The sequence below is a fragment of the Kribbella endophytica genome (genome assembly GCF_054781295.1).
The window spans coordinates 509164-531631 of sequence record NZ_BAAGUR010000001.1 but is presented as its reverse complement, the minus strand read 5'-3'; the positions used below and the strand labels follow the sequence as shown (position 1 = coordinate 531631).

Genomic DNA, 22468 nt, shown 5'->3' with positions numbered 1-22468 from the left:
ACAGCCTGTACAACGGACCGTACCGTCGTCAGGTGACCCTCGTGGTGTGTTGTCTTGTGCGACACGAGACACTTGGACTGGTGTTACCGTCGAAGGCCCCCATACCCGGGCCTGCTGAGCTAGGAGGGACGGGGCTCGAGCCTCGATCATGGACGTGAAGCGCATCTTCCGCGGACCCCTGTTCTGGATCGTCGTCGCCTTCCTGGGCGTGCTGGTGATCGGGCAGCTCCTGACCGGCTCGACCGGGTACAAGACCGAGCCCACCGGCCAGGTCGTACAGCTGATCCAGCAGGCCACCACCTCGTCGGACAAGTCGATCAAGTCGGTCACGCTGATCGACCCCGATCAGGAGATCCGGGTCGAGAAGACCGACGGCACCAAGGTGCGGGCGCACTGGGTCGACGGCCAGGCCAACACTCTCGGTACGTCGCTGCAGACGCTGTTCCAGCAGGGCAAGATCGAGCGGTACGACGTGGAGAACCCCAAGCCGAGCTTCATCGGCCAGGTCTTCTCGACGCTGATCCCGTTCCTGCTGATCGCGGTGGTGTTCATCTTCTTGATGAACTCGATGCAGGGCGGCGGCTCGCGGGTGATGAGCTTCGCCAAGTCGAAGGCCAAGCTGGTCACCAAGGACACCCCGAAGACGACCTTCGCGGACGTGGCCGGGGCCGACGAGGCGATCGAGGAGCTCGGCGAGATCAAGGAGTTCCTCCAGGAGCCGGGCAAGTTCCAGGCCGTCGGCGCGAAGATCCCGAAGGGCGTCCTGCTGTACGGACAGCCTGGTACGGGTAAGACGCTGCTGGCGCGGGCTGTCGCCGGCGAGGCCGGCGTCCCGTTCTACTCGATCTCCGGTTCGGACTTCGTCGAGATGTTCGTCGGTGTCGGTGCCTCCCGGGTACGCGACCTGTTCGAGACGGCCAAGACCAACGCGCCGGCGATCATCTTCATCGACGAGATCGACGCCGTCGGCCGGCACCGTGGCGCGGGCCTCGGCGGTGGCCACGACGAGCGCGAGCAGACGCTGAACCAGCTGCTGGTCGAGATGGACGGCTTCGACGTCCGTGGCGGTGTGATCCTGATCGCCGCGACGAACCGGCCGGACGTGCTCGACCCGGCGCTGCTGCGCCCGGGCCGCTTCGACCGGCAGATCCCGGTCGACGCGCCGGACCTGCCGGGTCGCGACAAGATCCTGAAGGTGCACGCCCGCGGCAAGCCGATGTCGGAGGACGCGGACCTGACCGCGGTCGCCCGTCGTACGCCGGGCTTCACCGGTGCCGACCTGGCCAACGTGCTGAACGAGGCGGCCCTGCTGACCGCCCGGCTGAACAAGCAGCAGATCGACAAGCACGCGCTGGACGAGGCGATCGACCGCGTCATCGCCGGCCCGCAGCGCCGGACCCGGCTGATGTCGGACAAGGAGAAGGTGCTCACGGCGTACCACGAGGGCGGACACGCCCTGGTCGCCGCCGCGCTGCCGCACTCCGACCCGGTGCACAAGGTGACGATCCTGCCGCGTGGCCGCGCTCTTGGGTACACGATGGTGCTGCCGGACGAGGACAAGTACTCGACCACCCGCTCGGAGATGCTGGACAAGCTCGCCTACATGCTCGGTGGCCGCGCCGCCGAGGAGATGGTGTTCCACGACCCGACCACGGGCGCGAGCAACGACATCGAGAAGGCGACCGCACTGGCCCGCGCGATGGTCACGCAGTACGGCATGACCGAGCGGCTCGGCGCGATCAAGTTCGGCCAGGACTCCGGTGAGCCGTTCCTGGGCCGCGACCTGGGCAGCCAGCGCAACTACTCCGAGGAGATCGCCGCGGCGGTCGACGAGGAGGTCGGCAAGCTGATCCTGAACGCGCACCAGGAAGCCTTCGACATCCTGGCCGAGAACCGTGCGGTGCTCGACCACCTGGTCGAGGAGCTGCTGGAGAAGGAGACCCTGGACAAGGCGGAGATCGCCCGGGTCTTCGAGCCGATCCAGAAGCGTGAGCTGCGGCCGGCCTGGACCGGGTCCTCGACCCGGATCCCGTCCGAGCAGCCGCCGGTGATGCCGCTGCCGACCCGGGGCGAGCAGAACGGTTCGCTCCAGGACGTCATCCCGGGTGGCTCGATCGGCCCGGACGAGGCGGCGCACGGCCCCAACTACGGCGGCGGGCCGACCCCTCCGGCAGAATGATCCGATGACCTCACCGACGTTCGACCACGAGCGGGCCGAGCGGGCGGTCCGCGAGCTGCTGATCGCCATCGGTGAGGACCCGGACCGTGAAGGACTGAAAGAGACCCCAGCCCGGGTGGCCCGCTCGTACGCGGAGATCACCGCCGGGCTGGGGTCGACCGCGTCGGACGTGCTGACCACGACGTTCGACCTGGGCCACGACGAGATGATCCTGGTCAAGGACATCGAGGTCTGGTCGATGTGCGAGCACCACCTGGTCCCGTTCACCGGGGTCGCCCACGTCGGCTACATCCCCGGCCCCGACGGCCGCATCACCGGCCTGTCCAAGCTCGCCCGCCTGGTCGACGTGTACGCCAAACGCCCCCAGGTCCAGGAACGCCTGACCACGCAGGTCGCCGAGTCCCTGGTGGAGATCCTCAAGCCCCGCGGCGTCATCGTCGTGATCGAGTGCGAACACCTCTGCATGACCATGCGCGGAGTCCGTAAACCCGGCGCCAAGACGATCACGTCCGCCGTCCGAGGCCAGCTCCGCAACCCCTCCACCCGCGCAGAAGCCATGAGCCTGATCGTCGGCTGACGCCGCCCTCGCGCTCAGGCAGACCTCCCCGCCCCAGAACCCCCTCACCACGCCCCAAGTCCTCCGGGCGATCAGCCTCACCTGCCCTCACCCCTGCGCCCCTCACACCAAATCTCCCAGGCGCTACTCGGAGTCCCCGTAGCCCGGGACAGGTTCGGGTCGTTGAGAAATCAGAGGCTGTTTCCCATGGACTTTCCGTGTTCGAACGCATACGTTCCGTAGTGGCGGTCCGATCGGGGGCGCCTCGTGAGGAGGAACGTATGTCAGGGCGTTGCCGGGTTGGCGCCGCGGTGGCTGGGATCGTCGCTCTCACGGCGGCGGGACTGATCGCGGCGAACGGTGCGCAGGCGGAATCCCGCGCGGGACAGGCGGGGTCGGACAGCACGGTCGGGACGCAGGACACCGACCTGCTGCAGCAGCAGGGCATCCTCAAGGCCGACGCGGTGGAGACCCAGCTCGGGTCCCGGATCGTCGGCAGCTACCTGGACGACACCGGCGAGCTGGTGGTCGCCGTCTCGGACGAGGCGACCGCGGAGCTGGTCCGGGCGGCCGGGGCGGTTCCACGTCTGGTCGAGTTCACCGCCAAGCAGCTCCAGTCGGTCCAGCGCGACCTCGACAAGCTCGCCACGAGCTCGACCGCCGGCCAGGTGAAGTCCTGGTACGTCGACCCGATCAGCGGCACCGTCGTCGTCACCGTGCCGGACGGCGCCAAGGACCTGCGTACGCAGCGCTTCCTGCGCCGCGCCGAGGCCAAGGGCGCCCGCGTCACGATCCGCACCTCGGCCGGCACGATCACCCCGACCGCTGACGACTTCGGCCTGCGCGGCGGCGTACAGGTCGACAAGAACACCGGCTACACCTGCTCGCTCGGCTTCAACGCCCGCGCGGACGACGGCAGCCGGATCTTCCTGACCGCCGGGCACTGCACGGCGGGCAAACCGTCGTTCTCGCGCAACGGCTACATCCTCGGCGACACCCGCAGCTCCAGCTACCCGGGCAACGACTTCGGCACCGTCAAGGTGATCGACGGCTGGGACCTGCGCGGCGAGGTCGAGCGCTGGAACGAGAACGACATCCGGATCCAGGGCACCGCGAACCCGACCGTCGGCGCCTCGGTCTGCAAGTCCGGCAAGACCACCCGCTGGTCCTGCGGCCGCGTGGTCGCCAAGAACGTGACCGTCAACTACGGCGACAACAAGATCGTCAAAGGCCTGTACCAGCACACGGCCTGCGTCCAGACCGGCGACTCCGGCGGGCCCAACCTGACCGGCAGCTACGCGCTCGGCATCACCAGCGGCGCGGCGCTGATCCGGGGCGAGTGCCTGCAGAAGCGCGGCCAGTCCAACGAGTCCTACTCACAACCGATCGGTGAGGCGCTGTCCGCTAGTGGCGCCTCATTGGTACTGGGTTAAGGCCGTGCCTCCCCATCCCTCGCCTACTGCGCGGCACTCGGCACGGCACCTCGCCGCACGGGAGCCAAGGCAACGATGCTTCGCATCGCCACCTCGTCTCCCGCACGGCGAGCCACCGCACCGAGCACCTGCTCGCTACGGCGATGGATGGGGAGGCACGGCCTGCGACCCCCGGCAGGCGCTCGGGAGTTGATGGGGGCCTGGTACCTAGGTGGGGCAGTTCGATCGGGACCACTACGGTGGTCCAGTGCGAACTGCCCCACCGAGTCATGTTCAGGGACTGCCCACACCGGACCGCGCGCTGGTGATGGGCGTCGTCAACGTGACCCCGGACTCCTTCTCCGACGGCGGGGAGTGGTTCGAGCCCGCCGCCGCGATCAAGCACGGCCGCGAACTGCTGGCCGAGGGTGCCGATCTGCTGGACGTCGGCGGTGAGTCGACCCGGCCGGGGGCGAAGCGCCCCGAGCCGGCCGAGGAGATCCGCCGCGTGCTGCCGGTGATCGAGGCGCTGGCCGCCGACGGCGCGCTGGTCTCGATCGACACGATGCGCGCCGACGTCGCCGTACTGGCGCTGGACGCCGGCGCGGTGATGATCAACGACGTCTCCGGCGGCCTGGCCGATCCCGACATGCTCCCGCTCGTCGCCGAGCGCGGTACGCCGTACGTCTGCATGCACTGGCGCGGTCACTCCGCCGACATGCAGGACCGGGCCCGGTACGACGACGTGGTGGCCGAGGTGATCGCCGAGCTCGCGGTCCGGCTGGACGCGATCGCGGCCGCCGGGATCGACCTGGCGAAGGTCGCGCTCGACCCCGGACTGGGGTTCGCGAAGAACGCGGACCACAACTGGGAGGTGCTGCGCCGGCTGCGCGAGTTCGGCGTACTGGAACGTCCGTTGCTGATCGGTGCGTCCCGCAAGGCGTTCCTCGGTAGGCTGCTCGCCGACGAGCAGACCGGCGAGCCCAGGCCCGCCGTACGACGAGACGACGCGAGCGCCGCGGTTTCCGCCCTGGCCGCCGCGAATGGAGCCTGGTGCGTCCGGGCACATTCGGTGGCACCGAGCGCGGACGCGGTCCGGGTGGCGAGCAGGTGGGGAGCTGTATGACCGAGGAACAGCCGAACCAGGAGCACCAGCCGGAAGCACCGCCGGCGCGGTCCGCCGCGCGCGGCCCGTCGGCCGAGACCGGGGTGCTGACCGCGAACACGGCGTTCTACAACGCGTTCGAGGCCGGCGACCTGGACCTGATGGCCGCCGTCTGGCTGCCCGAGCCCGATCCGGTCTGCATCCATCCCGGCAACGCGGCGATCTCCGGGTACTCCGAGATGATGCGCGCCTGGGCGATGATCTTCGCGAACACGCCGTACATCCAGTTCTTCCTGACCGACGTGCAGGCCCGGGTCGACGGCGACGTGGCGTACGTCACGTGTACGGAGAACGTGCTGTCGTCCGGCGAGGGGGCGCCGGAGGAGGGCTTCGCGGGCGGCAAGGCGCTCGCGACCAACGTGTTCCGCAAGACTTCGTCCGGCTGGCGGTTGTGGATCCACCATGCCTCCCCGGTACTGTCGTCTGGGGGTCGATCGGAGGAGGCGCAATGAGCGGTCCCGCGGTGCCCCCTGACGTGATCGAGATCCGCGGCATCCGGGGCTTCGGCCGGCACGGCGTGTTCAGCCACGAACGCGCCGACGGGCAGGAGTTCGTCGTCGACGTCCGGCTCGAGCTGGACACCCGGAAGGCGGCCGCCTCGGACGACCTGGCCGACACCGTGAACTACGGCGTGGTCGCCGAGCAGGTGCACGCGGCGATCGAGAACGACCCGGTCGACCTGATCGAGACCCTGGCCGAGCGGATCGCGACGATCTGCCTGGCCGACCCGCGCGTCACCGGTACCGCGGTGACGATCCACAAACCCTCGGCGCCGATCACCGTGCCGTTCGACGATGTTGTCCTGACCGTGCAGCGCAAACCCGGAGAAACCCCGTGACTGAGACCCCTAGTCCCCACGTCATCGACGCGGATACCCTCAGCGGCGGCCTGAAGCCGATCCGCCAGGTGATCCTGTCGCTCGGCAGCAACCTCGGCGACCGTGAGGCGAACCTGCAGGGCGCCGTCGACGCGCTGCGGGACACCCCGGACGTCGTCGTCGTCGACGTCTCGCCGGTCTACGAGACCCAGCCGATCGGCGGCCCGGACGAGTCCGGCCCGTACCTGAACATCGTGCTGCTGGCCGACACCACGCTGGCCGTCGAGACGCTGCTGGACCGCGCGCACGCGGTCGAGCAGGCCTTCGGCCGCGAGCGCAGCGTGCCGGGCGCGCCGCGGACGCTCGACGTCGACCTGATCACGTACGGCAAGAAGACGATCGAGTCCGACGAGCTGACCGTGCCGCACCCGCGGGCGCACGAGCGGGCGTTCGTGCTCGCGCCGTGGCTGGACATCGAGCCCGACGCCGAGCTGCCGGGCCTCGGCCCGGTCGCCGATCTGCTGACGAAGGTCGGGACGGCGGGCGTCACCAAGCTCGACGACCCGACCATCGAGTTGCAGTAGTGGTGTCTGGCAGTCCTGGGCCGGGCCGCGCGCCCGGCCGGCAGCCGCCGCGTCCGGGCTCGGTCCGGCCGACGTCTCGCCGCTTGCTGATCGCGATCGCCGTCCTCGGGGCGGCGATCGGGGTCACCATGGTCAAGGCGATCGAGTCCGGCGGTGGTGTCGCGCCCACGGTGTCCTGGCTGACGCTGGTCGCCTGGGCGTTCCTGGCGGCGCTGCTTTTCGTTGCCGCACGCAACACCAACCAGCGGGTCCAGGTCCGGCGCGAACGGATCGAGTCGTCGCGTGCGGTCTTCCTGCTGATGCTCGGAAAAGCCAGCGCGTTCGTCGGCGCGTTGTGCACCGGTGTTTACGCAGGGTTCGCGTTATCCTTCGTGAACGCGGTGGGTTCCAGCGGGCCGCGGAACCGGGTGATCACAGCGGGTGTTGCCGCCGTCATCTCAGTGCTGGTCGTCACGGCCGGATTGTTGCTCGAACGCGCGTGTCGTATTCCCGAAGACCCCGACGAGACCCCCTAACATGTCGGTCCATGGGGTCAAGGGGTAGCCGCCGTCGAACCAGGACCACAGTTCTCACCGCCGCCAACAGTCTGCTGATCGTCGTCTGCCTGGCCGTCAGTATCGCGTTGTTCGCCCAGAACGCGTGGATCCTGCGAGCCGCCGCCGTCGCCGCCGTACTGGTCGCCATCGGTGCTTCGCTGCTGATCCGCCACCAACTGCTGGTCGAACGTCTCGCGCACAGCGACGAACGCGCCCAGGTCGCGCAGGAGTACTCGCGCATCACCAGCGCCCGCGTCGTCGAGAACGCCGAGTTCGTCGACCTGATGCAGCGCCGCCTGGACAAGATCGACCAGCGCCTCGACAAGATCGACGAAGAGGTCGCCACGGTCGTAGCCGCCGGCGACAAGCACTCCCACGCGGACGCGCCGACCGTGGTCGACCTGAAGCTCCGCGGCCTCGCTGCTTCCTGAGCCTGCCGGCCTGATCTACCGGGCTGGTTAGGTGGACCTGTCGTGGTCTGCCTGAGCGGGAGGTCGTTGTGAGCGTCTTGGTGCGGGTTGAGTTCGTCGTACGGGATGGGGCTGAGCGGGAGCTGCTGGAGCTTGTCCGGGACTTGCAGGGGCGGGTGGCCGAGGAGCCGGGGACCTTGCGGTACGACTGGTTCCAGGGGCCTGGGTACGTCGTGGTGCTGGAGGAGTACGTCGACTCGGCGGCGGTGACGCGGCATCAGGAGCATGTGGGGGATCTGCTGGCGAAGGTGTTCGCGCTGGCGGAGATGACGGCGTTGCAGGTGCACGGGGACGTGGACGCGGAGTTGCAGGGCGTGCTGGACGGGATGCCGGTGGGGCAGGTGTACCCGCCGCTCGGTTAGGTTGCTGGGGCTGACCCAACTGCTGAGGAGATGCCTGTGACCGACCTGGCCCGCTTGCTGGAGATCGCCGAAGGGGCGGTGGCGGTTGCTGCCGATCTGGTCGAGTCGCGGGAGCCTGGGGCGTTGCACTCCAAGGGCGACCGGGACATGGCCTCCGACACGGACATCGCGGTCGAGCAGACGGTCCGGGAGCACCTGGCGAAGGTGACACCCGAGATCGCCTTCCTGGGCGAGGAGGAGGGCGCTCACCCCGGCTCCGGGGAGCTCTCGTGGGTGCTCGACCCGATCGACGGCACGGTCAACTACATCCACGGCGTACCGCTGTGGGGGATCTCCCTCGGCCTCGTCGACGGCAACAAGCAGGTGGCCGGCGTACTGGACTTCCCGATGCTCGGCACCCGCTACCTCGCCGCCGACGGCCTCGGAGCCACCCGTAACGGCGACCCGATCCAGGCCAGCAAGACCACCGAGCTCTCCGAGGCGTTGGTGATGGCCGGCGACTTCGCCGTCGGCGCGGACGCCGACGAGAAGAACAGGCCACGCCTCGCCCTGATCAACCTGCTGCTCCCGCGCGTCCAGCGCGTCCGCATGCTCGGTACGGCGGCCCTGCACATGGCACTCGTCGCCGACGGCAGCCTCGACGCCGCCATCATGTTCAGCAACAAACCCTGGGACACCAGCGCCGGCTCAATCATCGCCCGAGAGTCCGGCGCGGTAGTCGTCGACGTCGACGGCTCCCCCCACGACGTCGCCTCGAGCGCAACGATCCTCCTGGCCCCGGGGATCGCCGAGGAGCTGCTCCCGCTCATCCAGCAGGCCGTCAGAGGCTGACCCGGTGCGAGCTCAGGCCTCCAGTGCGCGCGCCTTGGAGGCTTGACGGTGTTCGAACGCCGGCGCCATCTCGTCGATCTGCTTCTTCGTCTGCCCGTGGCGTGCGGCGACCTCGGCCCACCGTGAGGTCTCCCTCCCGACGGTGGCGACGATCGTCAGGGCTTCGGACGCGTCCAGGCGGAACAGCTCAGCCACTTCGAGAGCGAGATCGATGCTGGCGTCGGTTTCGTCCTCGTTGACGGCGGTGGCCAAGAACTTGGTCCCTGGCGAAGGGTCGGGGTTGAGGTCGAAGGCCGGCGACAGCATCCACGCGTTGTCCGCGCGCAGGAAGCCGTGGTTGCGCAGGTGGTCGTCGACGTTGGAGATCAGGATCGAGAAGACGATGCGGGTCCAGAGGTCACGCAGCTCGGCGGTGGCCGCGGCAGAACGTTGCTCGATCGCCGACCCGATGTCCAGGTAGCTGCCGGTGTCGCCGTCTCTTGCTTCGAGCATCGTCATTGCGCTGACGTAGCCGATGCGATCCGTCCCTTCGCGGTCGAACCGGTCGATGACGTGCACGTCGCGGCCCGCGATCCTCAGCAGCCGTGATCGCGGGACCGGGATACCCGCCGCGGCGGCCAGGTCGAACGCGATCTTCTCCCAGGCCATCACGTTCCAGGAGTCGGCACGGCTGGGGAACTTCGCGATGGCGATCGTCCCGTCGTCGGTACGGACGTGAGCCTTCGGTCGCGCGCCACCCAACGAGCTGCCGGCGCGAACCAGCCGCCGGATGGCCGCCAGGTCCGCGTCGTCGTTCTCGGTGCGTGCCGCCAGATCGAGCAGCTCGGGAAGGTCGGTCAGAGCCGGTACGCCGGTGGTGTCGTCGGCCATGAAGGTCTGCGTACCGGGCAGAGCGAATCTGAGCGCGCCTTGCCGTAGGTCGTCACGGACGCCCAGCAGGTAGCTGAACTCGCTCAGCGTGCGGGGCGTCGAGCCGGCTGTCCGCGCTCGCTGCCGTTCGGCTTTCGTGATGAGTGCCTTGCCCCACCGATCGGGTGAGCTGTCGGCGAAGGAGTGGAAGAGCGCCACGCCGACCGATGTGTGCAGGGCGCCGGCGACCCGTGGCAGAGTCGGCTCGAGATCGTACGACCGCGGGTTGGCCAGGTATGCGGCGTCGTAGAGAAAGGTTGCGGACTCGGCGCTGCGGCCGTAGTGCGAGTTCACGTGGCCGGCGAGAACATCCGTCCCGTCGATCTGGACCCAGACGTCGACCTTGGACGGCAGCGGTTCGCCTGTTGCGGCCACTGTCCGTTGCGCTGCTGCCGGCCGGCGTTCAGCTCTCGGCACCGGTCTGCCTCCGGGGTTGTGCTGGTCGCCGGACCCGCTGCGGCAGCTCCTCGTCGGCGCGCAGACGACCGACATCGGAGTTGTACGGATCTATGGATGCGACCAGAAGGTCCATGACCCCCAGCGCTCTCGCGACGCGGAGTGTGTTCTCGAGGCTGGCTCCGGCGCCGGACTCGAGCCGGTGCAAGGTGGTTCGGGAGATACCGGCGCGGTCGGCGACCTGGTCAGAGGTCAGCTGCTGCAGGCGGCGCCACGTCGCCAGGTGAGTGCCTGCTTGCGCGAGGGCGCGATTGACCGCGATGGGTGTCGGGCGAGCTGTCGCCATGACGACTCCAATGCATTAGCGTTCTATATTTGAAACACTAACACACTTACCGTTCCAGAAATGGAACGTTAAGAGGCATCGAGCAGAGACATACTCCACCGTAACGCCCTGTTGGCCGCCGCAGCGGTCAGCTGCAAGCGACATACCCGGCCGCGTGGGGAAAGCCGGGTGGGGGGAAGCGAGCTACTTGTCGATGTCGCCGACGACGAAGAACATGCTGCCGAGGATGGCGATCATGTCGGCGACGATGGTGTTGGGGAGCATTTCGGGGAGGACCGAGATGTTGTTGAAGCTGGCTGAGCGGAGCTTGAGGCGCCAGGGGGTTTTGTCGCCGCGGGAGACGAGGTAGTAGCCGTTGATGCCGAGCGGGTTCTCGGTCCAGGTGTAGGTCTGGCCTTCGGGGACCTTGAGGATCTTCGGGAGGCGGACGTTGACCGGGCCGGCGGGCATCGAGGCGAGTTTGTCGAGGCAGGCGTCGACGAGGTCGAGGGAGACCTTGACCTGTTCGAGCAGCAGGGCGAAGCGGGCGTAGCAGTCGCCGTCGGAGCGGGTGACTACGCGGAGGACACCGTCGCGCAGCAGTTCGTCGTACGCGAGGTAGGGCTCGTCGCGGCGCAGGTCGGCGTCGACGCCGGAGGCGCGGGCGATCGGGCCGCTGACGCCGTACGCCGCGATCAGTTCGGGGGAGAGCCGGCCGACGCCCACCGTGCGCGCCCGGAAGATCTCGTTGCCCAGGACAAGGTTCTCGATGTCGGGCAGGCGACCACGGACAGCGGCCGAGGCGGCGGAGGCGCGGCCGAGCCAGCCGTACGGCAGGTCTTCCTTGAGCCCGCCGACGCGGTTGAACATGTAGTGCATCCGGCCGCCGGACAGTTCCTCGAGCACGGCCTGGATCGTCTCGCGCTCGCGGAACGCGTAGAACACGGGCGTGATCGCGCCGAGCTCGAGCGGGTACGAGCCGAGGAACATCAGGTGGTTCAGGACCCGGTTCAGCTCGGCGAGCAGCGTGCGCATCCAGACGGCGCGGACCGGGACCTCGAGGCCCATCATCCGCTCGACGCCCATCACGACGCCGAGCTCGTTGGAGAACGCCGACAGCCAGTCGTGCCGGTTCGCGAGCACGATGATCTGCCGGTAGTCGCGCACCTCGAACAGCTTCTCGGCGCCGCGGTGCATGTAGCCGATGATCGGTTCGCAGCCGACGATGCGCTCGCCGTCGAGCGTCAGCCGCAGGCGCAGCACGCCGTGCGTCGCGGGGTGCTGCGGGCCGATGTTGAGCACCATGTCGGTGGTCGGCAGCTGGGACCCGCTGCCGGTCCCTCCACGCTCGTACGACGGGTCGAACCCAGCCGCTCCGGCGCCGATTCCCACGACAGATTCCGCACTCATGCCCCCTATCGTGACAGGCTTGGTGCGTGGACGACCTCTTCGCACCTTCGGATGTCAGTTGGACGCCGGTCTCGCCGAAGCTCGCCGCGGTGCGCCGGGTGACGTCGGCGATCCTGTGCGGGGTGACCGCGATCGCCGGGTTGCTGGCGTTCGGGCTGCTGCTGAGCTGGCTGTACGCCGGGCTGTGGGTGCTCGTGGTCGCGGCGGTGTTCGCGTGGTCGTGGAGCCTGATCGGGCGCAACCAGCGGTCCTGGAAGTACGCCGAGCGCGAGGACGAGCTGCTGGTCAGCCACGGGATCATGTTCCGCCAGCTGGTCGTCGTACCGTACGGGCGGATGCAGTTCGTCGACGTCGCGGCGGGACCGCTGGAGCGGTCGTACGGGATCGCGACGGTCGAGCTGCACACGGCGACGCCGGCCACCGACGCGAAGATCCCCGGCTTGCACCCTGACGAGGCGAGCCGCCTACGCGACCGCCTGTCCGCCCTCGGCCAGGCCCAGGCGTGGGGCCTGTGAGCCAGCCCAGTACGCCGGACCGCTCCGGTCCGCCGAGCCCTGACCCGACCCACGCGCCGTTCCCGGACGCCCCGGTGGTCACCGGCGACATCACCGGCGAGATGCCCGCTCCCATCACCGAACGCGAGGGCGATCGCCTCCACCCGCTTACGCCGTTCGTCAAAGGCTGGGGCTACTTCGTGGTCGCCGCGTTCGCGATGGCCAACAACGAAGGGCTGCGGAGCAACCTCAAGATCGCCGGGATCGCGCTGGCCGCCGTACTGGTCGGTGGGATGCTGCTCGGCGCGCTGTCCTGGTGGTTCACCAAGTGGCAGCTGACCGACGAGGCGATCCGGGTCGACAGCGGATTCCTGTTCCGCCGTACGCGGATCATCCGCTTCGACCGCATCCAGGCGATCGACGTCGCCCAGCCGTTCGTCGCGCGCCTGTTCAACATGGCCGAGCTGCGCATGGACGTCGCCGGCGGCAGCCGCAGTGACGGCAAGCTGAGCTACTTCACCTCCGAGGAGGCCGCCAAGCTCCGCGGCATCCTGCTGGTCAGGGCCAAGGGCAAGGAGGCCGCCGAGGAGGCAGTGCAGCCCGAGCACGAGCCGCCGCCGCTGCTGGTCGTCCCCACCGGCCGCCTGCTCGGTGCGACGCTGCTGTCGTCCACAGTGCTCGGTAGCCTCGCCGGTCTGATCTGGCTGATCGTGGCGACGACTGTGCTGGAGTTCCACGTCGGTCTGTTCGCCGGTCTGCCGCTGCTGCTCGGTGTGGTGCAGCCGATCTGGAAGCAGGTCGTCGGCAACCACAAGTTCACGCTGATCGAGTCCCGCGACGGTCTGCGGACCAAGCGCGGCCTGTTCGACCTGCAGCGCCAGACCGTCCCGCCGGGCCGCGTGCAGGGCCTGCTGATCACCGAGCCGGTCATCTGGCGCCGCCTCGGCTGGTCGCGCGTCGACCTGGACATCGCCGGCGTGGTCGGCGGCATCTCCGGCGACGGCGAGGAGGACCAGAACGGCGTCCAGCTGCTCCCGGTCGGCGAGCGCTCCGAGGTGGCCGGCGTACTCAACCGCGTCCTGCCCGGCTTCGACCTGTCCCGCATCGAGATGCACCAGGCACCGAGCCGCGTGAAGTGGCTGCGCCCGGTCGGCTGGCGGTACCTCGCGTACGGCGCTGACGACCAGGTACTGGTCACCCAGCGAGGCTGGATCAGCCGCAAGACCTCAGTGGTCCTCCACCACAAGACCCAGTCGGTCCGGGTCCAGCAGGGCCCGATCCAGCGCCGCCTGCGCGTCGCCAACGTCCACGTGGACACTCCGCAGGGCCCGACCGATGCAGTGGCTCTCCACCGAGACGTAGCCGACGCAGCCCTGCTCCTGGAGGCTCAGACCACCAGAGCCCGTGAGGCCCGCCGTACGACGTCAGCGCCTGCCGCTGTCCAGACCCAGCCGAACGAGCCGAGCCCGGCGGGGTCCAGCAGCTCTGCGGCCTCTCCTGCGGACGACAGCCCGGCCACGTAGCGCAGGGGGTCGCTGCGGGCCAGGTCGTTGTCGGGGCGGTCCGCTGAGACTCCCAGGGTCAGGAGCGCGTCCCGCTGGGTGGTGATCGTGCCGCCGAGGGAGTCGAGCGCGACGTGGGCGGTGATGTCGCAGGAGCCGTCGGGGATCGGGTCGCACTCACGACCGCGGCGGAAACCAGTCAGTGTCCCGTACGGCGGACGCCCGGCGCGGACGTGGCCGTAGTCGATGGCGATCGCCAGCCCGTCCTCGAGCCGGTCCAGTACGCCGGACCACGCGGCGTCGCGGGTGGTGCCGATCTCGGCGCGGTCGCCTGGTTCGGCCAGCGGCCACCAGGTGTCGAGCCAGGCGCGATCGTTGCCCTCGACAACTGGTCCGAGGGAGAGATCCTCCAGCAGGTAACGGGGTTCGCCGTCGTCGGAGAGCTCGGCCAGTTCGCAGGCGATGTTGTCGAGCCACTCGTTGGCGATCACCAGGCCGGTGAGCCGCGGGGGGAGTTCGTCGTCGAGCTCGATGTCGGTGACGGTCAGGTCGGGCGCCAGGGCAGCAACTGCACGGCCGAGCTCGCCGCTGCCTGCGCCGATGTCGGTGAGGTGGTCCAGGCCGACCTCACGAGCCAGACGAACAAGGGCAGCGGCGAAGAGAGGGGAGGCGTGGACAGAAGTGCGGAAGTGAGCTGCTGGTCGTTCCCGGCGGTAGAACCCGGCGGGGCCGTACAAAGCCGCGTCCCAGGCGATCCGGAAGCTACGCACGGGCACCCACTCGGGGATGAAGAAGAGAGAGTGGGCTACGCACCGAGGGGGACCGAGCCGATCAGTTGCCAGACGCTGTCTTCGCCCTCGCGCCAGATGGTGAGGTCATCGAGGCGGACCGGAGGCGGGGGCGACGCCGCGAGGGCTTCCTCGGCCTCGGCGACCACCGCGGGCCCGCCCTGCGCGGACGACGCGATCGTCAGGTGCGGATGCGGCTCCAGGTGCTCACCGCCGTACGGCTGGCACTCGGGAAACGCGAAGAGGACCGCGTTGACCAGGGCAAGCACCTCGTCGTACGGCTCGGGCATCAGCCAGGTGGTCCCGTTCGGGAACTGCCCGGCGGCCCGGAACGACAGCTCGAACGGCGCCACGTCCGCGACGGCCTCGGTCAGCCGCTGCACGTCCTCCGGCGACGGGTCCTGGACCCACGGCACCAGCACGGTCACGTGCGGCGGGATCAGCGCGCTGAGCGGCAGTTGCGGCCGGGCGGACGAGTACGACGCCGACCGCCACCGGTCGGTGAACGCGGCCAGTTCCGGTACGGCGATCAGGATCGCGGTCAGGCCGGTCGGCTCGGCCCAGGGCTCTGCGGATCTGCTCACCGGCTCATGCTCCCATCTGTGACGGAGGACTCCACCAGACCCACCGAATCCGCACTACCCTTGTCGGCAACCGCACCAATCGTCTGGTACCCGCCACCGGGACTGGAACGTAGAGAGTGGACATGGAACGCATCGGCATCATCGGAGCCGGGCGGGCCGGCAGTGCCCTGGGAGCAGCCTTGGCGTCGGCCGGACACCCCGTCACCGGCGTCAGCGCGCGCTCGCGAGCATCGCTCGACCGGGCCGCCCACCTGCTCCCGCACGTCCCCGTGCGCACCCCGCAAGAGGTGACGCGCCAGGCTGACGTCGTACTGCTCGCTGTCCCGGACGACGCGATCGGACCGGTTGCGGCCACGTTGCCGCTGACCCCTGATCAGTACGTCGTCCACCTGTCCGGCGCGCACGGCCTCACAGTCCTGCACGGCACCCAGGCGATCCCGGTCGCCCTGCACCCGCCGATGACCTTTCCAAGCGGCCCGGTCGACCTGACCGACGTGGTCTTCACTGCCACAGCTCCAGCCGAGGCGGTGGACTTCGTCGAGCGCCTGGTCAAGGGACTCGGTGCGGGCGTCCAGTGGGTCGCCGAGGAGCACCGGGCGCTCTACCACGCCGGTCTGGTCCACGGAGCGAACCACCTGACGACGCTGGTCAGCCAGGCGTTCGACGTACTGCGAGAAGCCGGCGTACGGGATCCTGCGGCGGCACTTGGCCCGCTGCTGTCCGCAACTCTCGACAACACGCTGCGCTCCGGTCATGATGCGCTCACCGGGCCGATCGCCCGCGGCGACGTGGAGACGGTGGAGGCCCACCTGGCCGTCCTGCGGGGCCGCACGGCGAGCACGTACGCCGAGCTGGCCCGGGCCACGGTGGAACGGGTGACGGAGGACGGGCGGATCGACGGCGCGACAGCCGAGCGGTTCGCCGAGCTGTTGAAGCGGCACCGGACAGGGGAGGCACCGCGATGAGACTCACCCAGACGAAGGCCGAGCTGCGCGCCGCGGCGGCGGTCCGGCCACGGGCGGTCGTGATGACGATGGGCGCGCTGCACGACGGGCATGCCGCGCTGCTCGCCGAGGCACGCGAGCGGGTCGGGCCGGACGGCAGCGTGCTGCTGACGATCTTCGTGAACCCGTTGCAGTTCGGGCCGAGCGAGGACTTCGACCGGTACCCGCGCACGCTGGCCAGCGATCTGGCGATCGCCAAGGCCGAGGGTGTCGACCTGGTCTTCAACCCGTCCCGTGACGAGCTCTACCCGAACGAGCCGTCGATCACCGTGCACCCGGGGCCACTCGCCGACGAGCTCGAGGGCATGGTCCGCCCAGGGCACTTCGGCGGCGTACTGACCGTGGTCGCGAAGATGCTGCACCTGACGTCGCCGGACCTGGCGCTGTTCGGCGAGAAGGACTACCAGCAGATCACGCTGATCCGGGAGATGGTCTGCGACCTGGACTGGGACGTCGACATCGTGCCGGTGCCGACGGTGCGTGAGCCCGACGGGCTGGCGCTGTCGTCGCGCAACCGCTACCTGGACGAGACCGAGCGTGACGAGGCGCTGGTGCTGTACCGGGCGCTCACCGCGGGCGCGAAGGCCGGGATGAACGGGCCGGACGCCGTACTGGCTGCCGCTCACGCCGAGCTGGAGGCTGTTCCGTCGGTGAAGATCGACTATCTCGCGCTCAGAGCCCCCGATCTGGGCCCGGTCATCGGCCCGGGCGAGGCGCGGATGCTGATCGCCGCCCGGGTGGGAGCGACCCGTCTCATTGACAACATTTCCATCACCCTTCGATGAAATCCATTGATACGGTCGTTGGATGACTGCTCCTGCCGTTCCACAACGGCTTGCTGCGCCCGCACCCGGCTGGACCGACACGGTCGACGTGGTGGTGATCGGCTCGGGGATCGCGGGACTGACCGCCGCACTTCGGCTGCGCGAGTTCGGGTCCGTAGTGGTGGTGACCAAGGACGTCGTCGCGTCGGGCTCGACGCAGTGGGCGCAGGGCGGGATCGCGGCCGCGCTCGGGCCGGGTGACTCGCCCGAGGACCACCTGCAGGACACCCTCGTCGCGGGCGCCGGGCTGTCCGACCCGGCCGCCGTACGGGCTCTGGTGACCGAAGGGCCGGACGCTGTACGCGACCTGATCGAGCTCGGTGCCGTGTTCGACAAGCGGGCGGACGGCGACCTGTCGCTGACCCGCGAAGGCGGCCACCACCGCAACCGGATCGCCCACGCCGGCGGTGACGCGACCGGCGCCGAGATCGAGCGCGCCCTGGTCGACGCGGTGAAGCGGGCCGACGACATCCGGATCATCGAGCACGCGCTCGTCCTGGACCTCTTGCGCGCCGCGGACGGAGCGGTCGCCGGCGTCACGCTGCACGTGATGGGCGAAGGACAACTCGACGGCGTCGGCCAGATTCGCAGCCGGGCCGTCGTACTGGCTTCGGGTGGGCTCGGTCAGCTGTACGCCGCCACGACCAACCCGAGCGTCTCGACCGGCGACGGGATGGCGCTCGCGCTGCGCGCCGGGGCGAAGGTGCGGGACCTGGAGTTCATCCAGTTCCACCCGACCGTGCTCTGGCTGGGCAAGGGCGCGAAAGGCCAGCAGCCGTTGGTCTCCGAGGCCGTCCGCGGCGAGGGCGCGTTCCTGGTCGACCACGCCGGTAACCGGTTCATGCAGGGGCAGCACGAGCTCGCCGACCTGGCGCCGCGGGACATCGTGGCGAAGGCGATCATGCGGCAGATGCTTGCCACCGGCAAGGACCACATGCTGCTCGACGCGCGGCACTTCGGCGACGAGAAGTGGCGGGTGCGGTTCCCGACCATCCTCGCCTCCTGCCGCTCGCACGGTATCGACCCGGTCCGCGAACTGATCCCGGTCGCGCCGGCCTGCCACTACTCCTCCGGTGGCGTCTGGACCGACCTGCACGGCCAGACGTCGGTGCCCGGCCTGTACGCGTGCGGCGAGGTCGCCTGCACCGGCGTACACGGTGCGAACCGGCTCGCCTCCAACTCGTTGCTGGAGGGCCTCGTCTTCGCCCGCCGGATCGCCTCCGCGCTGGCCGACGACCTTCCGGACCTGCGCGAACCGGCCGACGACGGTAGGGTTCCCGGCTTGGTGGACGCGGACGTCGTACCGGAACTGCAACGGGTGATGACGGTCGGCGCCGGAGTGATCCGGAGCGCGACCGGGCTGGCCGACGCCGGCGACCGGCTCGGCGAGCTGATCCAGCAGCCCGCGGGCGACCCCGGGACGCCGAGCTGGGAGGCCACCAACCTGGCCACCGTCGCGACCGCCCTGGTCGCGGCGGCCACGGCGCGCGAGGAGAGCCGCGGCTCGCACTGGCGTGAGGACCACCCGGATCGCGACGACACACAGTGGTCGGGCAATCTGGACCTCACGTTGCCGGGGGACGGAACCACCGCCCGGCCGGCCACGGCCTTCGTGGCGCTGAAGGAAGCATCGGAGGGGAAGTAGCGACATGGATGACACGCTCGACAGGCGGTGGGTCGAGGACCTGGTCCGGGCCACCATCGAGGAGGACCTGGCCGGCGGTGTCGATGTCACCACCACGGCGACCGTCGACGAGGCGCAGGTCTCGGTCGCCGAGCTGGTCGCTCGGGCCGACGGTGTGGTCGCGGGCCTCGAGATCGCCGAACTGGTGATTCGGCTGGTCGCGGGCAGCGAAGAGGTCGAGGTGGAGCACTCGGTCACCGACGGTACGGCGGTGAAGAAGGGCGACGTCCTGCTGACCGTGCGGGGCAAGACCCGCAAGCTGCTGACCGCCGAGCGCACGATGCTCAACCTGGTCTGTCACCTGTCCGGGGTCGCTTCGCTGACCCGGCGCTGGGTGGACGAGGTCGAGGGCACCGGCGCGGTGATCCGCGACACCCGCAAGACGATGCCGTTGCTGCGTTCGCTGGAGAAGTACGCCGTCCGCTGCGGTGGCGGCAAGAACCACCGGATGGGCCTGTCCGACGCGGCACTGATCAAGGACAACCACGTGATCGCGGCCGGCGGCGTCGCCGAGGCGTTCCGGCTGGTCCGCAAGGCCTACCCGGAGATCGCCGTCGAGGTCGAGGTGGACTCGGTCGACGACGCGCTGATCGCGCTGGAGTCCGGCGCGGACCTGATCCTGCTGGACAACATGGAGATCGACCAGCTCCGCGAAGCCGTCGAGAAGATCGCCGGACGGGCGCGCCTGGAGGCCTCCGGCGGTCTCACACTGGACGTTGCCCGCAAGGTCGCCGAGACCGGCGTCGACTTCCTCGCCGTCGGAGCGCTGACCCACTCGGCTCCGGTCCTCGACATCGCCTTGGACCTACAGGAAGCCTGAGATGCTGCTCGCCGTCGCGGTCGAGAACAGCCGCACCCTCGTCGGACTGGTCTTCGAGGGCACCGTCAAGCGGTACTGGTGGGTGGGCACCGACCCCCGCCGTACCGCTGACGAGTGGGCGGTCCTGCTCGAGGGCCTGCTGGCCGGCGAGACGCCCGTGTCCGGCGTCGCCGTCTGCTCCGCCGTACCGCACGTCCTGCACGAGCTGCGCGACGTCGTCTCCCGCTACTACCGCGACGTCCCCAGCGTCGTCGTCGAGCCCGGCGTGAAGACCGGCCTCCCGGTGCTCGTCGACAACCCCCGCGAGGTCGGCACGGACCGGATCGCGAACGCCCTCGGCGCCGTCAACCGGTACGGCGCTCCCTGCGTGATCGTCGACATCGGTACGGCGACCACTGTCGACCTGGTCAACCCGGCCGGCGCCTTTGTCGGCGGCTCGATCGCGCCCGGCATCGAGACCTCCTCCGACGCTCTCGGCGAATCCGCCGCCCAGCTCCGCCGCGTCGAACTCACCCGCCCGCGGGCGGCCGTCGCCAAGAACACCGTCGAGGCACTGCAGGCGGGTGCGATCTTCGGCTTCACCGCGCTGGTCGACGGGCTGGTCACGCGCATCCTCACCGAGCAGTCGCTGACGCCGGGCGAGGTCCCTGTCGTGGCGACCGGTGCGCTCGCGCCGGTGATCGTCCCGGAGTCCGCGTTGATCACCCACCACGAGCCGTTCCTGCCGCTGCTCGGGCTGTACCAGGCCTTCACTCGCAACGTGGGGTGACGGGACGTCACCGGATTGGCCTCTTGTGTGCGGGCGGTGACCGTCGCACCATGAGAAAAGCGCGCGACTCCTGGGCGGGGGTGCTCGGGCCGGAGGTGGGGACTCCCGGCTGACGGTCGCGCGGATCCGGGGGAGGATCCATGAAATCGGTCTACCGCTATCTCGCGCTGCTGATCGGGCTCGGGGTGGTCGTCCAGGTGATGGCGATCGCGCTCGGCTGGTTCACCGCGCTCAAGGACGTCGACGGCGGGCTGGTGATCGACAAGAACTACGAGGGCAACTTCGGTCACCAGCTGCACGGCGTCGTCGGCATGATGGTGATCCCGATCCTCGCGCTGCTGCTGCTGATCGTCGCCTTCTTCGCGCACGTGGCCGGCGGGGTCAAGTGGGCGCTGATCGTGGTCGGTCTGGTCGTGCTGCAGATCGTCCTGGCGTTCGCCTCCTTCGCCGCACCGGCGATCGGTGCGCTGCACGGGATCAACGCGCTGGCCCTGCTGGCGGTCGCGGGGATCGCGGGGCGTCGGGCGGTCACGAGAGCGGAGGCGCCGACCACGGCGAGCGCGCCCATTTAGATGCCTAAAGCAACCAGAAGATTTGTTGCTGCGGTGGTGGCGACGGTCGCCGTCATTGCTCCGATCGGGTTCTTCTGGCAGCAGAGCCTGGTGCCGGGCGACCTGTCGCCGATGGACATGGGGTACGCCGACTTCGGCGGCGGACCGACCGCGGGGGAGCACGCGGGGCATCAGCGCGACCTCGCCTCGTTCTCCGTACCGGCCGACCGCAAGGCCGACGTACTGGTCGATCTGATCGCCCGCAAGGAGCCGATCACCATCGAAGGCCGTGGAGCTGTCGATGGGTACACGCTCAACCACACCTCGCCCGGCCCGCGGATCACCGCCCGGCAGGGGCAACTGATCCAGGTCACACTGCACAACGAGTCCGTTCCGGACGGCGTGACGCTGCACTGGCACGGGGTCGACGTGCCGCCGGCGGAGGACGGTGTCGCGGGCATCACCCAGGACTCGGTGCTGCCAGGGGAGAGCTTCGTCTACAAGTTCGTCGCGGTCGACGCCGGCACGTACTGGTACCACTCGCACCAGGTCTCCCACGAGCAAGTCGCCAAGGGTCTGTACGGCGTACTGGTGATCTCACCGGCGGCAGGTGATGTCGTCGCCGCCGTGCACACCTACGACAAGGTCCGCACGGTCAACGGCCAGTACGGCGAACGCCGGGTCGACGCGGTGCCTGGCTCCGAGGTGCGGGTCCGGCTGATCAACACCGACAACGGCCCGATGGCCGCGTGGGTCGACGGTGCGTCGTACCGGGTGATGGCAGTCGACGGCACGGACGTGAACCAGCCGCCGGTGGTCGAGAACAAGTCGGTCCTGGTGACGGCCGGCGGCCGGATCGACCTGAAACTGACCGTCCCACAGGGATCCGCGGTCAGGATCGGACTCGGCGGCGGCCCGACCACGCTGGTGATCGGCGCCGGCGATGCTCCCCAGGGGACCGAACCGCGTGAACGGGTCGATCTGCTGAGCTACGGCGTACCGAAGGCTCTGGCCTTCGATCCGGCGAAGGCGACGAGGCATTTCGAGTACCGCATCGGCCGGCGCCCCGGCTTCTTCGACGGCCGCCCCGGCCTGTGGTGGACGATCAACGGCCACCAGTTCCCGAACGTCCCGATGTTCATGGTGGCCGACGGCGACATCGTCCGGATGACCGTGCGCAACGACTCCGGCCAGGTCCACCCGATGCACCTGCACGGCCACCACGTCGTCGTCCTGAGCCGCGACGGCGTCGCCGCCACCGGCAGCCCGTGGTGGGTCGACTCACTCAACGTCGAGGACAACGAGACCTACGAGATCGCCTTCGTCGCCGACAACCCCGGCGTCTGGATGGACCACTGCCACAACCTGCAGCACGCGGCTCAGGGGCTCGTCACGCACCTCATGTACGTCGGCGTCGGCACCACCTTCCACAGCGGTGGCGCCCACGGCAACCAGCCGGAGTAGCCGATACCTTACGGAACGTGCTTTCTTGACTG

Annotated in this window: 24 protein-coding genes and 1 pseudogene; 20 read left to right on the top strand and 5 right to left on the bottom strand. The window is 69.4% G+C overall.

Translation table 11 applies throughout. The features are described from left to right. Positions 1–148: 148 nt before the first annotated feature. From ftsH to ACYVIO_RS02535, 11 genes are all read left to right on the top strand, one after another. Positions 149–2179: an ATP-dependent zinc metalloprotease FtsH gene (ftsH, locus tag ACYVIO_RS02585; protein WP_460648999.1), complete on the top strand. Its 2031-nt coding sequence runs from the start codon at positions 149–151 to the stop codon at positions 2177–2179. A 4-nt stretch (positions 2180–2183) separates the two neighbouring features. Then, positions 2184–2756 carry a GTP cyclohydrolase I FolE gene (gene folE / locus ACYVIO_RS02580; RefSeq protein WP_460648998.1) on the top strand — a complete coding sequence of 191 codons (573 nt, stop codon included), beginning with the start codon at positions 2184–2186 and terminating at the stop codon, positions 2754–2756. Between the two features lie 260 nt (positions 2757–3016). Beyond that, on the top strand, positions 3017–4168 hold the full coding sequence (locus tag ACYVIO_RS02575; RefSeq protein ID WP_460648997.1) for a S1 family peptidase: 1152 nt from the start codon (positions 3017–3019) through the stop codon (positions 4166–4168). Between the two features lie 307 nt (positions 4169–4475). Then, complete coding sequence (gene folP, locus ACYVIO_RS02570; RefSeq protein WP_460652055.1) at positions 4476–5273, top strand: dihydropteroate synthase; 798 nt, start codon at positions 4476–4478, stop codon at positions 5271–5273. Continuing rightward, the gene (locus ACYVIO_RS02565) at positions 5270–5764 is read left to right on the top strand and encodes a nuclear transport factor 2 family protein (RefSeq protein ID WP_344182263.1); all 495 of its coding nucleotides are present in this window, start codon (positions 5270–5272) and stop codon (positions 5762–5764) included. Before folP ends, ACYVIO_RS02565 begins: the two co-directional genes overlap by 4 nt. After that, positions 5761–6150, top strand: coding sequence for a dihydroneopterin aldolase (gene folB, locus ACYVIO_RS02560; protein WP_460648996.1), 390 nt, complete (start codon positions 5761–5763; stop codon positions 6148–6150). Before ACYVIO_RS02565 ends, folB begins: the two co-directional genes overlap by 4 nt. Beyond that, positions 6147–6713, top strand: a complete 567-nt coding sequence (gene folK / locus ACYVIO_RS02555; RefSeq protein ID WP_460648995.1) for a 2-amino-4-hydroxy-6-hydroxymethyldihydropteridine diphosphokinase — start codon at positions 6147–6149, stop codon at positions 6711–6713. Before folB ends, folK begins: the two co-directional genes overlap by 4 nt. Before the next feature lie 2 nt (positions 6714–6715). Then, positions 6716–7228 carry a DUF3180 domain-containing protein gene (locus ACYVIO_RS02550; protein ID WP_460648994.1) on the top strand — a complete coding sequence of 171 codons (513 nt, stop codon included), beginning with the start codon at positions 6716–6718 and terminating at the stop codon, positions 7226–7228. 11 nt (positions 7229–7239) lie between these two features. Next, positions 7240–7680: a hypothetical protein gene (locus ACYVIO_RS02545; RefSeq protein ID WP_460648993.1), complete on the top strand. Its 441-nt coding sequence runs from the start codon at positions 7240–7242 to the stop codon at positions 7678–7680. A 68-nt stretch (positions 7681–7748) separates the two neighbouring features. Then, positions 7749–8081: a putative quinol monooxygenase gene (locus ACYVIO_RS02540; RefSeq protein ID WP_460648992.1), complete on the top strand. Its 333-nt coding sequence runs from the start codon at positions 7749–7751 to the stop codon at positions 8079–8081. 30 nt (positions 8082–8111) lie between these two features. Next, the gene (locus ACYVIO_RS02535) at positions 8112–8912 is read left to right on the top strand and encodes an inositol monophosphatase family protein (protein ID WP_460648991.1); all 801 of its coding nucleotides are present in this window, start codon (positions 8112–8114) and stop codon (positions 8910–8912) included. Positions 8913–8924: 12 nt separating this feature from the next. Here ACYVIO_RS02535 and ACYVIO_RS02530 read toward each other — a convergent pair whose 3' ends face one another. From ACYVIO_RS02530 to ACYVIO_RS02520, 3 genes are all read right to left on the bottom strand, one after another. Continuing rightward, positions 8925–10196, bottom strand: coding sequence for a type II toxin-antitoxin system HipA family toxin (locus ACYVIO_RS02530; protein ID WP_460648990.1), 1272 nt, complete (start codon positions 10194–10196; stop codon positions 8925–8927). Between the two features lie 28 nt (positions 10197–10224). Further along, the gene (locus ACYVIO_RS02525; RefSeq protein WP_460648989.1) at positions 10225–10563 is read right to left on the bottom strand and encodes a helix-turn-helix domain-containing protein; all 339 of its coding nucleotides are present in this window, start codon (positions 10561–10563) and stop codon (positions 10225–10227) included. Positions 10564–10746: 183 nt separating this feature from the next. Then, positions 10747–11952, bottom strand: coding sequence for an NADH-quinone oxidoreductase subunit D (locus ACYVIO_RS02520; RefSeq protein ID WP_460648988.1), 1206 nt, complete (start codon positions 11950–11952; stop codon positions 10747–10749). A gap of 26 nt (positions 11953–11978) precedes the next feature. On the opposite strand from ACYVIO_RS02520, the gene ACYVIO_RS02515 reads away from it, so the two are divergent. Together ACYVIO_RS02515 and ACYVIO_RS02510 are read left to right on the top strand one after the other, a co-directional pair. Next, on the top strand, positions 11979–12467 hold the full coding sequence (locus ACYVIO_RS02515) for a PH domain-containing protein (protein ID WP_460648987.1): 489 nt from the start codon (positions 11979–11981) through the stop codon (positions 12465–12467). Then, positions 12464–13969, top strand: coding sequence for a PH domain-containing protein (locus tag ACYVIO_RS02510; RefSeq protein ID WP_460648986.1), 1506 nt, complete (start codon positions 12464–12466; stop codon positions 13967–13969). The genes ACYVIO_RS02515 and ACYVIO_RS02510 overlap by 4 nt, the downstream gene beginning before the upstream one ends. Before the next feature lie 101 nt (positions 13970–14070). Here the strand turns inward: ACYVIO_RS02510 and ACYVIO_RS02505 are convergent. Together ACYVIO_RS02505 and ACYVIO_RS02500 are read right to left on the bottom strand one after the other, a co-directional pair. After that, positions 14071–14718: pseudogene (locus tag ACYVIO_RS02505) on the bottom strand (SAM-dependent methyltransferase); the annotation flags it as partial. A 35-nt stretch (positions 14719–14753) separates the two neighbouring features. Then, positions 14754–15320 (bottom strand): 2'-5' RNA ligase family protein, encoded by a 567-nt coding sequence (locus tag ACYVIO_RS02500; protein ID WP_460648985.1) that lies wholly within the window; start codon positions 15318–15320, stop codon positions 14754–14756. A gap of 122 nt (positions 15321–15442) precedes the next feature. Between ACYVIO_RS02500 and ACYVIO_RS02495 the strand changes: the two genes are divergently transcribed. From ACYVIO_RS02495 to ACYVIO_RS02465, 7 genes are all read left to right on the top strand, one after another. Continuing rightward, positions 15443–16285: a Rossmann-like and DUF2520 domain-containing protein gene (locus ACYVIO_RS02495; protein ID WP_460648984.1), complete on the top strand. Its 843-nt coding sequence runs from the start codon at positions 15443–15445 to the stop codon at positions 16283–16285. Next, the gene (gene panC / locus ACYVIO_RS02490) at positions 16282–17109 is read left to right on the top strand and encodes a pantoate--beta-alanine ligase (RefSeq protein ID WP_460648983.1); all 828 of its coding nucleotides are present in this window, start codon (positions 16282–16284) and stop codon (positions 17107–17109) included. Before ACYVIO_RS02495 ends, panC begins: the two co-directional genes overlap by 4 nt. A 22-nt stretch (positions 17110–17131) precedes the next feature. Beyond that, positions 17132–18793 carry an L-aspartate oxidase gene (locus tag ACYVIO_RS02485; protein ID WP_460648982.1) on the top strand — a complete coding sequence of 554 codons (1662 nt, stop codon included), beginning with the start codon at positions 17132–17134 and terminating at the stop codon, positions 18791–18793. A 4-nt stretch (positions 18794–18797) separates the two neighbouring features. Then, complete coding sequence (gene nadC / locus ACYVIO_RS02480; protein ID WP_460648981.1) at positions 18798–19652, top strand: carboxylating nicotinate-nucleotide diphosphorylase; 855 nt, start codon at positions 18798–18800, stop codon at positions 19650–19652. Position 19653: 1 nt separating this feature from the next. Further along, positions 19654–20421 (top strand): type III pantothenate kinase, encoded by a 768-nt coding sequence (locus ACYVIO_RS02475; RefSeq protein ID WP_460648980.1) that lies wholly within the window; start codon positions 19654–19656, stop codon positions 20419–20421. Positions 20422–20561: 140 nt separating this feature from the next. Beyond that, entirely contained in the window at positions 20562–20993 is a 432-nt protein-coding gene (locus ACYVIO_RS02470; RefSeq protein WP_460648979.1) for a hypothetical protein, read from the top strand. Next, on the top strand, positions 20994–22436 hold the full coding sequence (locus ACYVIO_RS02465; protein ID WP_460648978.1) for a multicopper oxidase family protein: 1443 nt from the start codon (positions 20994–20996) through the stop codon (positions 22434–22436). Positions 22437–22468: the final 32 nt, after the last annotated feature.

Excerpts from the sequence above, each read along its gene's own strand:
- folB (WP_460648996.1), top strand. The coding sequence starts at position 5,761 with ATGAGCGGTCCCGCGGTGCCCCCTGACGTGATCGAGATCCGCGGCATC.
- ACYVIO_RS02575 (WP_460648997.1), top strand. The coding sequence starts at position 3,017 with ATGTCAGGGCGTTGCCGGGTTGGCGCCGCGGTGGCTGGGATCGTCGCT.
- ACYVIO_RS02465 (WP_460648978.1), top strand. The coding sequence starts at position 20,994 with ATGCCTAAAGCAACCAGAAGATTTGTTGCTGCGGTGGTGGCGACGGTC.
- ACYVIO_RS02470 (WP_460648979.1), top strand. The coding sequence starts at position 20,562 with ATGAAATCGGTCTACCGCTATCTCGCGCTGCTGATCGGGCTCGGGGTG.
- folE (WP_460648998.1), top strand. The coding sequence starts at position 2,184 with ATGACCTCACCGACGTTCGACCACGAGCGGGCCGAGCGGGCGGTCCGC.
- ACYVIO_RS02545 (WP_460648993.1), top strand. The coding sequence starts at position 7,240 with ATGGGGTCAAGGGGTAGCCGCCGTCGAACCAGGACCACAGTTCTCACC.
- ACYVIO_RS02520 (WP_460648988.1), bottom strand. The coding sequence starts at position 11,952 with ATGAGTGCGGAATCTGTCGTGGGAATCGGCGCCGGAGCGGCTGGGTTC.
- nadC (WP_460648981.1), top strand. The coding sequence starts at position 18,798 with ATGGATGACACGCTCGACAGGCGGTGGGTCGAGGACCTGGTCCGGGCC.
- ACYVIO_RS02495 (WP_460648984.1), top strand. The coding sequence starts at position 15,443 with ATGGAACGCATCGGCATCATCGGAGCCGGGCGGGCCGGCAGTGCCCTG.
- ACYVIO_RS02485 (WP_460648982.1), top strand. The coding sequence starts at position 17,132 with ATGACTGCTCCTGCCGTTCCACAACGGCTTGCTGCGCCCGCACCCGGC.
- folP (WP_460652055.1), top strand. The coding sequence starts at position 4,476 with ATGGGCGTCGTCAACGTGACCCCGGACTCCTTCTCCGACGGCGGGGAG.
- ACYVIO_RS02565 (WP_344182263.1), top strand. The coding sequence starts at position 5,270 with ATGACCGAGGAACAGCCGAACCAGGAGCACCAGCCGGAAGCACCGCCG.
- ACYVIO_RS02525 (WP_460648989.1), bottom strand. The coding sequence starts at position 10,563 with ATGGCGACAGCTCGCCCGACACCCATCGCGGTCAATCGCGCCCTCGCG.
- panC (WP_460648983.1), top strand. The coding sequence starts at position 16,282 with ATGAGACTCACCCAGACGAAGGCCGAGCTGCGCGCCGCGGCGGCGGTC.
- ACYVIO_RS02475 (WP_460648980.1), top strand. The coding sequence starts at position 19,654 with ATGCTGCTCGCCGTCGCGGTCGAGAACAGCCGCACCCTCGTCGGACTG.
- ftsH (WP_460648999.1), top strand. The coding sequence starts at position 149 with ATGGACGTGAAGCGCATCTTCCGCGGACCCCTGTTCTGGATCGTCGTC.
- ACYVIO_RS02535 (WP_460648991.1), top strand. The coding sequence starts at position 8,112 with ATGCCTGTGACCGACCTGGCCCGCTTGCTGGAGATCGCCGAAGGGGCG.